General features: G+C 61.3%; 11 protein-coding genes. 7 read left to right on the top strand and 4 right to left on the bottom strand.

Annotated features, from left to right (window positions below; translation table 11 throughout):
• Window positions 1–172 precede the first annotated feature (172 nt).
• Entirely contained in the window at window positions 173–1078 is a 906-nt protein-coding gene (locus H7698_RS10390; protein WP_162437355.1) for a LysR substrate-binding domain-containing protein, read from the bottom strand.
• A 231-nt stretch (window positions 1079–1309) separates the two neighbouring features.
• Between H7698_RS10390 and H7698_RS10385 the strand changes: the two genes are divergently transcribed.
• From H7698_RS10385 to H7698_RS10370, 4 genes are all read left to right on the top strand, one after another.
• On the top strand, window positions 1310–2914 hold the full coding sequence (locus H7698_RS10385) for a 5-guanidino-2-oxopentanoate decarboxylase (RefSeq protein ID WP_194691319.1): 1605 nt from the start codon (window positions 1310–1312) through the stop codon (window positions 2912–2914).
• Between the two features lie 97 nt (window positions 2915–3011).
• The gene (locus tag H7698_RS10380) at window positions 3012–4757 is read left to right on the top strand and encodes an amidohydrolase (protein WP_194691318.1); all 1746 of its coding nucleotides are present in this window, start codon (window positions 3012–3014) and stop codon (window positions 4755–4757) included.
• Window positions 4757–5707 carry a CobW family GTP-binding protein gene (locus tag H7698_RS10375; RefSeq protein WP_194691317.1) on the top strand — a complete coding sequence of 317 codons (951 nt, stop codon included), beginning with the start codon at window positions 4757–4759 and terminating at the stop codon, window positions 5705–5707. Before H7698_RS10380 ends, H7698_RS10375 begins: the two co-directional genes overlap by 1 nt.
• A complete protein-coding gene (locus H7698_RS10370; RefSeq protein ID WP_194691316.1) occupies window positions 5704–6459 on the top strand; it encodes a class II aldolase/adducin family protein in 756 nt (251 codons plus the stop codon). The genes H7698_RS10375 and H7698_RS10370 overlap by 4 nt, the downstream gene beginning before the upstream one ends.
• 246 nt (window positions 6460–6705) lie before the next feature.
• On the opposite strand, the gene H7698_RS10365 is transcribed toward H7698_RS10370, so the two are convergent.
• Together H7698_RS10365 and H7698_RS10360 are read right to left on the bottom strand one after the other, a co-directional pair.
• Window positions 6706–8226, bottom strand: coding sequence for a sensor histidine kinase (locus tag H7698_RS10365; RefSeq protein WP_194691315.1), 1521 nt, complete (start codon window positions 8224–8226; stop codon window positions 6706–6708).
• A complete protein-coding gene (locus H7698_RS10360) occupies window positions 8223–8939 on the bottom strand; it encodes a response regulator transcription factor (protein ID WP_194691314.1) in 717 nt (238 codons plus the stop codon). Before H7698_RS10360 ends, H7698_RS10365 begins: the two co-directional genes overlap by 4 nt.
• A gap of 184 nt (window positions 8940–9123) precedes the next feature.
• Here H7698_RS10360 and msrB point away from each other — a divergent pair, with 184 nt between their 5' ends.
• Window positions 9124–9642 (top strand): peptide-methionine (R)-S-oxide reductase MsrB, encoded by a 519-nt coding sequence (gene msrB, locus H7698_RS10355; RefSeq protein WP_194691313.1) that lies wholly within the window; start codon window positions 9124–9126, stop codon window positions 9640–9642.
• Between the two features lie 49 nt (window positions 9643–9691).
• Complete coding sequence (gene msrA / locus H7698_RS10350) at window positions 9692–10396, top strand: peptide-methionine (S)-S-oxide reductase MsrA (RefSeq protein ID WP_194691312.1); 705 nt, start codon at window positions 9692–9694, stop codon at window positions 10394–10396.
• A gap of 39 nt (window positions 10397–10435) precedes the next feature.
• Here the strand turns inward: msrA and H7698_RS10345 are convergent, their stop codons facing one another.
• Entirely contained in the window at window positions 10436–11341 is a 906-nt protein-coding gene (locus H7698_RS10345) for a LysR family transcriptional regulator (RefSeq protein WP_194691311.1), read from the bottom strand.
• 102 nt (window positions 11342–11443) lie between these two features.
• Here H7698_RS10345 and H7698_RS10340 point away from each other — a divergent pair, with 102 nt between their 5' ends.
• Entirely contained in the window at window positions 11444–12625 is a 1182-nt protein-coding gene (locus tag H7698_RS10340; RefSeq protein ID WP_194691310.1) for an aspartate aminotransferase family protein, read from the top strand.
• The last annotated feature ends 32 nt before the right edge of the window (window positions 12626–12657 follow it).

Below are 12657 nucleotides of genomic sequence, written 5' to 3'. Positions count from 1 at the left end.
GACGGATGTCAATCCGGCCGGGGCTTTGGGCTCATTATTGTTAAAAATATCGCTACATCAATGGAATTATTTTGCAGGTATTGGTTAGTTTTTTTACTCATTTCTCTGGCGCGGTTAACCATCACCTGTAGCAGCTGGCGAAGCCTGCGTCCGGCTGCTACAGGGATCAGCGTTACAAAGTGTCTTGCCAGGTTTGATGGGACGACTGCAACTGCGTCTTGACCCAATTGCTGAACGCCTGGACCACCGCGCGCTCGGCTTTTTGCGGGTCGGCGGCGAGGTAGTAGCCCCGGTGCAAGTCGATGGTGATGTCGAAGGGGCGCACCAACAGGCCTTTGGACAGGGCATCGCCACTGATCAGGTTGTCGCCGATAGCGATGCCCTGACCGGCAATGCACGCCGACTGCGCGCAATGCGCATCGGAGAACAGGATCCCGCTGACCGCGTTCACCCCGGAAGCGCCGGCGGCGGTCAGCCAGACGCGCCAGTCCGAATAGTCCGTCATGTGCAGCAGTGGGTAGCCGCTGAGTTCCTGCGGGTTTTTCAGGCCGCTCAAGGCATTGATCAAGCGCGGGCTGCACACGGGGAAGAAGCGCAGGGCGACGATTTCTTCCACGACCATTTCCGGCCAGTCACCGATGCCATAGGCGATGAACAGGTCGGCATTCGGGTTACTGATGTCGTCCGGCGTCCTGGGAGAGATCAACTGCAATTGCACTTGCGGGTATTGCCGCAGGAACGCGCCGATGTGGTGGCACAGCCAATAAGTGGCGAAACCTGGTGCGCAACTGACGCACAGTCGCCCGGAAATCTCCTGGTCGTCGACGAGCTGACCAGCGTCCAGCAGGTTCAACAAAATCCCGTGGACTTCACGCGCATAGCGTTCGCCCTGATAGGTGAGGCCAATCCCCCGGCCAATCCGCTCGGTGAGGGCGAAGCCGACACATTCCTCAAGCTTGCTGATCTGGTGACTGATGGCGCTGCGCGTCAGGTTCAGTTCGCGAGCGGCGACCGACACGCTGCCGAGACGGGCGACCGCATCCAGGGCGCGAAGGGCTGTCATCGATGGAAAACGCATAAATCATCCCGCTGAAAGTTGAAGGAACAGGTCTGCATTCATAAGTGCGAGCGCGATCCCCTCGCCACAGGGGTTGTGTTTGCCTGAGGTCGCATTCCGGCAATGACTGTACTTATGGTGACGGAAATTGAACAGTCAGGCCAAAAAAAATCGATTGTTGTATCGCTTGGTTCAACAATACTAGCCCCATTCGTCATCGGGCCGCGCTGGCCCTTATCAAAGAGGTGCTGCATGACCCGTTGTGCCGAGGCGCTCGTTCAGTTGCTGGAAGGCTATGGCGTTGACACTGTCTTCGGCATCCCCGGCGTGCACACCGTCGAGCTTTACCGTGGCCTGGACGGCAGTCGCGTGAAGCACGTCAGCCCGCGTCACGAGCAAGGGGCCGGGTTCATGGCGGACGGTTATGCCCGTGCCAGTGGCAAACCCGGTGTGTGCTTCATCATCACCGGCCCGGGCATGACCAATATTCTGACCGCCATGGGTCAGGCTTATGCGGACTCGGTGCCGATGCTGGTGATCTCCACCTGCAATCGCCGCGAACACTTGCGCCTGGGTCATGGGCATCTGCATGAATTGCCCGATCAGCGCGCCATGGTCGCCGGGGTGTGTGCATTCAGTCATACCGTGCAGCATCCGGATCAACTGCCGGAAGTCCTGGCCCGTGCCTTTGCGCTGTTTGGCTGTACGCGGCCACGTCCTGTGCACATCGAGATTCCGCTGGATGTACTGGAGATGTCGGCCGATGGCCTGGACCTGCGTCCTCGTGCCTTGCCCCCGGCTCCTGCGCCAGCCACTTCGGCTATCGACGCCGCGATCGAACTGATCAACCACGCCCGCAGGCCATTGATTCTGGCGGGTGGCGGCGCCCGTCGAACGAGTGCTGCCCTGACCTCGCTGGCTGAACGGTTGCAAGCCCCGGTCGCGCTGACCACCAATGCCCGTGGCTTGCTGGCGCCCGAGCATCCCCTGCTGCTCGACGGTGTGCAGTCCTCCGCACACGGTCGCAAGCTGTTCGCCGAGGCGGATGTGGTGCTGGCGATCGGCACCGAACTGGGGGAAACCGACTATGACTTTTTCGGCCTTGGACCCTTGGCGTTCAAGGCGCCGCTGATTCGGCTGGACATCGATCCGATGCAGGTCCTCGGCGCGCAACCGGCCCAGGTCGGCTTGTTGGGGGATGCCGGGGAAGGGTTGCGTGCACTGTTGGCGCGACTCTCGCAGAGAGAGGCTGATCAGGCGTGGGCCGGAAATCGTGTGGCCCAGGTCAATGCGCTGGAACACGCTGGCTGGAGTCCGAAACAACGCTGTCTGCAGACGGTGCTGGACACGGTGCGTGATCACCTGCCGCAGCCGCTGATTGTCGGCGATTCGACTCAGCCGGTGTATCAGGGCGCGTTGGGTTATCGAGCCCCGACACCCAACAGTTGGTTCAATGCCGGCACCGGTTACGGAACCCTGGGTTATGCGTTGCCGGCCGCCATTGGCGCGAAGCTGGCGCAACCCTCACGTCCGGTCGTGGCATTGGTGGGTGACGGTGGACTGCAGTTTTCCAGCGCCGAACTGATCGCTGCAAAAGAGGCGGGCGCCGGGGTGATCCTGTTGCTCTGGAACAATGCCAGCTACGCCGAAATCCGCGACTACATGAACGCCAAAGACGTGCCGCTGGTGGGCGTGGACATTCTCACGCCGGACTTCCAGGCCCTGGCGCGCAGCTGCCATGTGGCCCATCACCGGGTGACCAATCTGCACGCCCTTCGCGAGTTGCTGGGCCAGCTCGGTCACTGCGACGAACCGGTGATGGTCGAGCTGGACGCCGCCGCGTTTCTGGCGGAGTAGGCCGCGCGTTACTGGCGACAAAAACAAGAATTTCCAGGTCCTTGAAGCGCCGAGTGCGCGGGACCTTTCTATCGCACTGAACTGAAAGGTGGCTTACGTGGCTGAGTCCGACAACTTTACCTCGACCCATTCCGCACAAGGGACATACGCCGATCTCATCCTCGGTAACGGTCGCATCTATACCCAGGATCCGGCGAACCCGTGGGCCGAGGCCGTGGCCATTCGCGACGGCAAGTTGATCGGTGTCGCCAGCCTTGGCGAACTGGAAACGTTCAAGGGCCCGAACACCGTCTTGCATGACCTGCAGGGCGCCTTTTGCATGCCGGGCCTGCACGACATGCACACCCACCCGGACCTCGCACTGGCCCCGCGCTACAGCGATGACCTGGACGTGGGCATCGAAGACCCGACGCCCGAACAGCTGCGCGAAAGCATCCTGGCCTATGCCGACAGTCATCCGGGCGATGGCTGGATTTATGGGCAGTACTGGGTGCGCTACACCTTCCGCGAAGCCGGGTTGACTCCGGGGCGGGCGTGGCTCGACAGCGTCATGCCGGACCGTCCGGTCGCGCTGCTCGACCGGATGTGGGGCACCATGATGGTGAACTCCAAGGCCCTGGAACTGGCCGGCATCGATCGCCATACCGCCGACCCGCGCAACGGCTATCTGGAGCGTGACGAACTGAGCGGCGAACCCACCGGCCTGATGATCGACGGTGCCTACGCAATGATCCATGCCGCCATGCCGCCTACGCCGGTCAGCGTGCTGCGTCGCGCCTACCGCGACGGCGTGCATTTCCAGAGTTCGCGCGGGGTGACGGCGAGCAAGTACGTGCACGTTTGCGAGCAGCGTTTGCAAGCGCTGAAAGAGCTCGACGACAGCGGTGAGCTGACGGTTCGCATCGAGGCGGCAATCAGTTGGCAGGACGATATTTTCCCCGTGCGTCGTCGCTGGGAATTGCTCAGTGGTGAACGTCACTACTACCGCAGCGCGCGCCTGAGTGCGAACGCAGTGAAGTTCCATTTCGACGGCACGGTGGAGCCGAAATCGTCCTACCTGCTGACGCCCTGGCCACAAGAGAAGAGCTGGCGCGGCAAGCTCAACCTGACCCCTGAACACATCACCGACATGGTGGTGGACATGGACAGCAAGGGCATCCGGGTGATTGCCCACTGCACCGGTGACGGCGCGTCCGACGTGTTCCTCGATGCAGTCGCCGAGGCCCGCCGTCGCAATGGTTTCAGCGGCGTGCGTCATCAATGCGCACACAGCACGTTGCTGCACCCGGGCAATCTGCCGCGCTTCAAGGAACTGAACGTCATTGCCGAGTTTTCCCCGGCCGCCTGGTACCCGACGCCGTTCGCCAGCGGTGCGCGTTCGGGTTACGGGCAGGAGCGGCTCAAGCGCATCTACGATTTCAAAGGCGTCCTCGAAGCGGGCGGCACCGCGGTGATGGGCACCGATTGGCCGGTGGCGTCCATCGACCCGTGGCTGGCGCTGGAAACCATGGTCACCCGCCAGAACCCATGGAACGATGATCCGGCGTGCTTCGGCGAGCCCATCAGCCTCGAGCAGGCTTTGAGCGTGATCACCTCCAACGGCGCCGTGGCCATGGGGCTGGAGCACATGACGGGCAGTCTGCAAGTCGGCAAGTCCGCAGACCTGATCGTGATCGACCGCGACCTGTTCGCCGAACCTGCGCGCAACTACATCCACCGTACCAACGTGCTGCTGACCTTTGTCGAAGGGCAGTTGGTCTACGACCGTCATTCGACACTGGCACCGGCTGGGCTGAAAGCGGTCTGGCAGGGTGAGCCGCCCGTGCTGGAGGGTAAGGCGTGATGGACGTTCCACGCATTGCAGTCACGGTGGTTTCGGGTTTCCTCGGCGCGGGTAAAACCACCTTGCTCAACCGTATGGTGCGCCGTGCGGAAGGCAGTCGGCTGGCGGTGATCGTCAACGATTTCGGCGAGCTGAACATCGATGCAGCCATTGTTTCCGAAGTCACCGACGCGGTGTACAGCCTGCAAAACGGCTGCATTTGCTGCACGGTTCAGGAGGATCTTCTGGCGCAACTGGCGAGCCTGGCGCAACTGCAGCCTCGGCTTGAGCGCATTGTCATCGAGTGCAGCGGGGTGTCCGATCCGCAGCGCATCGTGCAAACCCTGGCGTACCCGCAACTGCGCAGCCAGATGCAACTGGACATGGTGATCACCGTCGTTGACGCGACCCGCCACCTGCAACTCGAAGGCGAGTACGCACGACTGGCCAGGGCACAAGTCGCTGCCGCCGACCTGCTGCTGTTGAACAAGACCGATCTGGTGGACGACACGCAGTTGCAGGCACTGCGCGATGCGCTTGGCGTCCGCACACGGGTGCACGAATGTGTTCAGGCTGAGCTGCCGGATGCGCTGTGGCTGGACACCGATCTGGATCTTGAACCCCGTGCGCAAAAACCGATGACACGGGTGTCGGCGGACGATCACGGCGAAATGTTCAGCAGCTGGCTGTGGCAGGATTCCACCGGGCTTGATGCCGAACGTTTACGCGGTTGGCTGCACGCCTTGCCGGGCGATGTCTTCCGCGTAAAGGGGCTGGTGTTGCTGGCGCAGGGCGGCAAGGCGTACTGGCTGCAGCACGTTGGCACCCGCAGTCAGTTCTTGCCGGCTACCGACGAGGCACTGGCCAGCAGTTCCCGATTGGTGTTTATTGCTCGTCGTGGCTTTGACGGCTGGGAAGCGTTGGGGCAAGGACTGGAGGCTTGCAAAGTGACGGAGGAAGCGCTGACATGAACCCGATGGAACAACGTTTACGTGAAGAGTTGGCAGCCTGTTATCGGTTGATCGCGCATTTTCGCATGAGCGATCTGATCTTCACGCACATCTCGGTGCGCCTGCCGGGGCCTGAACATCATTTTCTGATTAATCCCTATGGTTTGATGTTCGATGAGATTACCGCGTCGAACCTGGTCAAGATCGACCTCGAAGGCCGGGCGGTCGAGGCCAGTCCTTATCCGGTCAATCCGGCAGGCTTTGTCATTCACAGCGCCATTCACGGTGCCCGTGAAGACGCCCAGTGCGTGCTGCACACGCATACCAGGGCGGGGTGCGCGGTCGCGGCGCTGAAATGCGGGCTGTTGCCGGTGAACCAGATCTCCATGGAGTTTTACGGTCGGGTGGCTTACCACGACTATGAAGGCGTGGCGCTGGACATGAGTGAGCAACAGCGCCTGGTGCAGGACCTGGGTGACAAGACGGTGTTGATGTTGCGCAACCATGGTTTGCTGACAGTAGGCGAAACCGTGAGCCAGGCGTTCTTGCGCATGTATTACCTGGAAAAAGCCTGTGAAATCCAGCTGGCGGCCCAGGCTGCCGGCGAGGTAATTTTGCCGCCGCCAGAGGTGTGCGCGCATACCGAGCGTCAGTTCAATGATCCAGGGCGGCCGCTGGAGGAGGGTCAGTTGAACGACCCGGATGCAATGCAGTTGGCGTGGGCAGCGTTGATCCGAATGCTGGATCGCGTGGCTCCGGGGTATCGGGACTGATCCGGGTTTTTCTGTGATCGGGCTGGCGCCATCGCTGGCAAGCCAGCTCCCACAGGGGGCCGCACGCATGTCTTCCTGTAGGAGCTAGCCTGCTAGCGATGGTCTCCCAGCCAAAACAATCCCCCTGACCCACCGCCATCGCCGGCAAGCCAGCTCCCACACTTTATCTGGCCATCTTCAAATGCTGCGGGCACTGAAAATCCCTGTGGGAGCGTGGCTTGCCCGCGATGCAGGCGCCACGGTCTCTCAGGCCTGCCCCGGTGTATTCAGGTTCATCGACCGCACCGCCAGCGCCGTCGCGGTTTCTTCATCGATAGGCAATGAAAAGACGAACGTGGCGCCTTGCCCCGCGACATCCACCAAACGAACTTCCCGGCCATGCAACTGCAGGATCCGCTGCACGATGCGCAACCCCAATCCTCCATCACGCCGTGCGCCACCAATATTGAACGGCCGCAGAAACAATCCTTCGCGCAGTTCCGCCGCAATGCCCGGCCCGCTGTCGCTGATGGTGATTTCAACGAACCTGCCTTGAGGGACCAGGCTGATGCCGATGGTTCCGCCGAGGGGGGTGTGACGCAAAGCGTTGTCGAACAGGTTGGTGAGCACACGCTCGATCAGCCCCAGGTCGGCGAACACGCCAGACACAGTGGGTGCGAAGCTCGCCTTGAGTTGCACTTGCCGGGCTTCGGCCGTCAGTTCGAATTTCTGGAAAATGTCCTGCACCAGATCGGTCAGTGAAAAGCGCTCCAGCACCGGCTGCACAAAACCATGTTCGAGCCGCACCAGTTCCAGCAGTGACTGCGCCAGCCCGCCGACCTTGCGGCTTTGATCCAGCGCAATCCCCAGGTAACGACGGCGATCGGCGGCGGACAAGGTGGCGTCCTTGAGGGAAAGGGTTTCCAGGTAACCGTGCAGCGAGGCCAGAGGCGTGCGCAGATCGTGGGAAATGTTCGCCACCAGCTCCCGACGTTCCTGATCCTGACGGGTCAGCGAGCGCCATTGTTCACTGAGACGTGCCTGCATCTGGCGGAAGGCTGCGTCGAGTACGGCAATTTCATCGTGGCTCGCCGCTTTTTCCACAGGGATGGGTTCAGTGGGTATGACCGGGACGCCGTCGATGTCGAACTGGCTGACAGTTTCGGTCAGGCGACGCAAAGGCCGGGTGATCAGGGCAAACGCCGTGAGGCCGGCGATCAGGCACAGCAACGCGACTAATCCGATGGACAGCAGTGCGGTATTGAGCGCAGCGCTGGTGGCGCCCCGTTCGGCGAAGCGGTCGTGCTCCTCGCCGAGCAAGACCACGTAGAGATAACCCGCCGGTTTGCCGTTGACCTTCAACGGCGCGGCGCTGAACACTTTGCGTGCTTCGGTACTGCGTGGGTCGTCGCCGAGAATGGGCAGCGCATCCCCTTTGAGCAGGCGTTGAATCGGCGCCAGATCCACCTGCTCGCGGCGAATCCGTCCCTCGGGCGCAGCGCTTCCGACAATCCGCCCCTGGGTGTCCAGCAAGTACACCTCGACGCTCGGGTTGACCAGCATCAACTGGCTGAAGAGGCTGCGCACGGCGTCGGGCATCAGGCCCTGGGTGTCCATCAGTACCGTGTCGTTGGCGATGTGTTGTGCCAGGTCCCGGGAAAGCCCTTGCACCACTTCCTGTTCATGCATCTGGTTGGAGCGCACCTGCATCCACGCAGACGTACCGCAGCAGACCAGCAACAGCACCGCGAACACCAGTGACAACCGTTGTGTCAGGGTCAGCCTCACGAGTGTTCCTCCCTGGCCGCGAATTTATAGCCGCGGCCCCACACCGTGAGGATGCGCGCCGGTTGCGTCGGATCGGCTTCGATCTTCGCCCGCAGGCGGTTGATGTGGGTATTGACGGTGTGCTCGTAGCCTTCGTGGCTGTAGCCCCAGACGGCGTTGAGCAAGTCCATGCGCGAGAACACCTTGCCCGGCTGGCGGGCGAAGAAGTACAGCAAGTCGAACTCCCTTGGCGTGAGGTCGAGGCGGCGACCCTCGAGGGACACGTCGCGAGTGATCGGATCAATGGTGAGACCGTCGAGGGTCAGGCTGCCGGCATCCATTTTCAGGTTGCGCGCCATGGCATCGACCCGTCGCAACAGGGCTTTGACCCGAGCCACCAGTTCGAGCATGGAAAACGGCTTGGCCAGGTAGTCGTCGGCGCCCAGTTCGAGCCCCAGGATCCGGTGCATTTCGCTCGAACGGGCGCTGGTGATGATGATCGGCGTATAGCGGGCCATGGCCCGGGCGCGACGGCAGATTTCCAGACCGTCGACCCCCGGCAACATCAGGTCCAGGACCAGTGCGTCCCAGTTGCCTTGCTGCAACAGGCGCATGCCTTCGTCGCCGTCGGCGCAGTGCACCACCTCGAACTGCTCGTCGCGAAGATGCAGGCAGATCAGGTCGGCGATATGCAGGTCGTCCTCGACCACGAGGACGCGTTTGGTCTGTTCCATCAAGCTCAATCCTTCAGCGCAATGCACACAGTGTGCGGGTTTTTCCATGGCCGAGTTATCACGAATTGTTTAACTCCGCGTGAGGATTTGGCGATCAACCCAAGCCTAGGCTGTGTTCCATCAAAGGCACCCTCATTTTTGGACCGGCTGGCATTTTCGGACAGGCTGGATTTTGGAGACGACCATGTTTTCACGGCGGCAATTTCTTGTGGCAAGCGGCGGGCTGGGGATTGCAGCCCTGGCCATCGGCGCATTACCAAAATTTACCGCAGGTTCCGCGCTGATCAGCGAGGCCAGCGCCGCAGAGGTCTTCGAAGTGACCCACAGTGACAGCGAATGGCACGCTCTGCTCAGCGACGAGCAGTACGACATCCTCCGGGAGGAAGGCACCGAGCGGGCCTACAGCAGCGCACTGAACAACGAACATCGCGACGGTACGTTCACCTGTGCCGGTTGTGATCTGGCGCTGTTTTCTTCCGCGACCAAGTTCGACAGCCGTACCGGTTGGCCAAGCTTCTGGGCTCCGCTGGACAAGGCCGTGGCCACGCGTCAGGACCGCTCCTTCGGGGTGCTGCGTGAGGAAGTGCACTGCAGGCGGTGTGGCGGGCATCTGGGCCATGTCTTCGACGACGGGCCAAAACCGACCGGGTTGCGCTACTGCATGAACGGTCTGGCGATGAAATTTCAGCCCAAGGCTGCCTAGGCGATCGCGTGTGGGTGATGTGCCGTTCTCTTATTCAGGAGTCAGTCCCATGAAAGCTACCTTTACCTGGCGTCGCACACTGCTCGGCCTGGCGGCTGCCAGTGTCATCGGTCAATGCTCGGCATTCTCTTTCGGGGCCGAAGACGCGGTGGTCATCGCCCCACCCGCGCTCGACGAAACCACCCAGGCACACAGCGAAACCGTGGTATTCGCCGGTGGCTGTTTCTGGGGCGTTCAAGGCGTGTTCCAGCATGTCAAAGGCGTGAAAAAAGCGGTCTCGGGATACGCAGGCGGTGCCGCCAATACCGCGCAGTATGAGCGGGTCAGCGCAGGCGATACCGGCCATACCGAATCGGTCGAAGTGACCTTCGATCCGTCACAGGTCAGCTACGGCACCTTGTTGCAGATCTACTTCTCGGTGGCCCATAACCCCACGGAACTCAATCGTCAGGGACCGGACAGCGGTACGCAGTATCGGTCGGCGATCTTTACCCAAAGCAGCGAGCAGCAGCGGGTGGCGCAGGCCTACATCGCCCAGCTCGACGCCGCGCATTCCTTCAGCAAACCGATCGTGACCAAGCTGGAGAGCTACAACGGTTTTTACCCGGCGGAGGAAGAGCACCAGGACTTCCTGACCGAGCACCCCACCTATCCCTACATCGTGATCAATGATCTGCCGAAGGTGGCGCAGTTGAAGCAGCTGTACCCGGATCGTTATCAGGATAAGCCGGTGTTGGTGAAGGGCGGGTCGTAATCGCCCTCCTCGAAGACTTTTCAAACCACGTCCACCTGCCTACTGCTTGCCCCATACCTGCATCGCGAATTCGACAAAGTGGCGCAGTTTGGGAAGGCGGTAGCGATCCTGAACGTAGATCAGGCTCATTGGGCGACTCGGCAGTTGGTAGGCGGGCATCAGCGCGACCAGTTTGCCGTCGAGCAGGTCTTGTTCTACCAGCGCATCCGGCAGCATCACGATGCCCATGCCGGTGCGAGCCGCTTGGTGCAAACCTGCCGAGCTGTTGATCAGCAGGGTGCCACTGACGGCCACCATGACTTCACCTTCCGGCCCGCTCAGGCGCCAGTTTTTAGACACGGAATGCCAGTCATCCCCGGCGGGATAGGCAAAGGACAGGCAGTCGTGGTGCTGGAGGTCTTCAGGGGTTTTCGGCACGCCCCGGCGGGCCAGGTATTCGGGTGAGGCGCACATCGTCAGGGTGTAGTCGATCAGCGGACGCGCGATCACGTTTGACGACTCGATAGCACCCAGGCGAAACGCTACGTCGAGGTTGTTTTCGAGCAGCTCGGGTCGCCCGTTGGAGAGCATCACGTCGAGTTTGACTTGTGGGTAGCGCAGGGCAAATTCGCTCAGCGCCGGTGCGAGCTTTTCAGTGCCGAAGGTCAGCGGAGCCGTGATGCGCAACGTGCCAACGGGCGTGTCCTGGCTCTGTTCGGCCAGACGCTCGGAATCGGCCACCAGGCCCAGTACTTCGAGGCAACGCTGATAGTAGGCCGTGCCGAACTCGGTCAGTCGCTGGCGTCGGGTCGTACGATTGAGCAGGCGCACGCCCAGCCGTTTCTCAAGGGCCCGCAGGTGATTTCCCACCATGGTGGTGGACATTTCGCACTGGAATGCAGCGGCGGTCATGCTGCCGGATTCCACAACGCGCACGTAAACAGTCATTGCCTGGAACAAATCCATTATCAAGCCCAGCTTTAAAATGATTGAAGTATTGCAGCGTTTATCCAATTCAGGTGGCTAACGATACTGCAAATACACCGACCATTGATGGAGCTTGATGTCATGACCGCCGCCTGCCTGATGACCACTTATCAACCACTGGCCTTGAGCTTTTGCAAAGGCCTGGGCACACGCCTGTGGGATCAGGCGGGCCGCGAGTACCTCGATGCGGTGGCCGGCGTGGCGGTGACCAACGTCGGCCACTCTCATCCGAAAATCGTCTCGGCGATCAGCGAGCAGGCAGGCCTGCTGCTGCACACTTCCAATCTGTACAGCATCGACTGGCAGCAGCGGCTGGCGCAAAAACTGACCCGGTTGGCGGGGATGGAACGGGCGTTCTTCAACAACTCCGGCGCCGAAGCCAACGAAACCGCATTGAAGCTGGCGCGGTTGCACGGCTGGCGCAAAGGGATCGAACAGCCGATGGTGGTGGTCATGGAAAACGCGTTCCACGGTCGAACCCTCGGAACCTTATCCGCCAGCGATGGCCCGGCCGTGCGTCTTGGATTCAACGAGCTGCCGGGTGATTTCGTCAAAGTACCGTTCGGTGACCTCAACGCGCTGGATAAGGTGCAGCAACGGTACGGTTCGCGCATCGTGGCGGTTCTGATGGAACCGATCCAGGGCGAAAGCGGGGTGCAGCTGGCCCCCCCTGGCTATCTGAAAGCCGTGCGAGAACAGTGCGACCGGCGCGGGTGGCTGTTGATGCTCGACGAGATTCAGACCGGGATCGGGCGTACCGGTCAGTGGTTTGCGTTCCAGCATGAAGGCATCGTTCCGGACGTGATGACCCTGGCCAAGGGGCTGGGTAACGGCATCCCCATTGGTGCCTGCCTGGCACGGGGTAAAGCCGCCAACCTTTTCACGCCGGGCAGTCACGGCAGTACGTTCGGTGGCAATCCGTTGGCCTGCCGTGTCGGGTGCACCGTGCTGGAGATCATCGAAGAACAAGGGCTGCTGGAAAACGCCGCAGTGCAGGGCGAACGGTTGCTCGCCAGATTGCGCACCGAGCTGGCAGAAAACCCCAATGTGCTGGCCATCCGTGGACAAGGCTTGATGATCGGTATCGAACTCAAACAGCCAATCCGCGACCTGACCCTGATCGCCGCTCGGGATCACGGCTTGCTGATCAACGTGACACGGGGCAAGACCATACGCCTGCTGCCGCCGCTTACGATTGATGAGCGGGAGGTGGAGATTATTGTCAGAGGGGTGTGTCGGGCGGTGTTTTCAGCCCAAGGTTGATTTTCAGTAGTGGTATCGGCACATCACGTTAT

This window comes from Pseudomonas sp. p50(2008), assembly GCF_015351605.1.
Lineage (GTDB): Bacteria > Pseudomonadota > Gammaproteobacteria > Pseudomonadales > Pseudomonadaceae > Aquipseudomonas.
This window is presented reverse-complemented; position numbering and strand designations above follow the sequence as displayed.

Coding starts and splice junctions, on each gene's coding strand:
- msrB (WP_194691313.1), top strand. CDS start 9,124: ATGTTTTCACGGCGGCAATTTCTTGTGGCAAGCGGCGGGCTGGGGATT.
- H7698_RS10345 (WP_194691311.1), bottom strand. CDS start 11,341: ATGGATTTGTTCCAGGCAATGACTGTTTACGTGCGCGTTGTGGAATCC.
- H7698_RS10370 (WP_194691316.1), top strand. CDS start 5,704: ATGAACCCGATGGAACAACGTTTACGTGAAGAGTTGGCAGCCTGTTAT.
- H7698_RS10390 (WP_162437355.1), bottom strand. CDS start 1,078: ATGCGTTTTCCATCGATGACAGCCCTTCGCGCCCTGGATGCGGTCGCC.
- H7698_RS10340 (WP_194691310.1), top strand. CDS start 11,444: ATGACCGCCGCCTGCCTGATGACCACTTATCAACCACTGGCCTTGAGC.
- H7698_RS10385 (WP_194691319.1), top strand. CDS start 1,310: ATGACCCGTTGTGCCGAGGCGCTCGTTCAGTTGCTGGAAGGCTATGGC.
- H7698_RS10360 (WP_194691314.1), bottom strand. CDS start 8,939: ATGGAACAGACCAAACGCGTCCTCGTGGTCGAGGACGACCTGCATATC.
- H7698_RS10375 (WP_194691317.1), top strand. CDS start 4,757: ATGGACGTTCCACGCATTGCAGTCACGGTGGTTTCGGGTTTCCTCGGC.
- msrA (WP_194691312.1), top strand. CDS start 9,692: ATGAAAGCTACCTTTACCTGGCGTCGCACACTGCTCGGCCTGGCGGCT.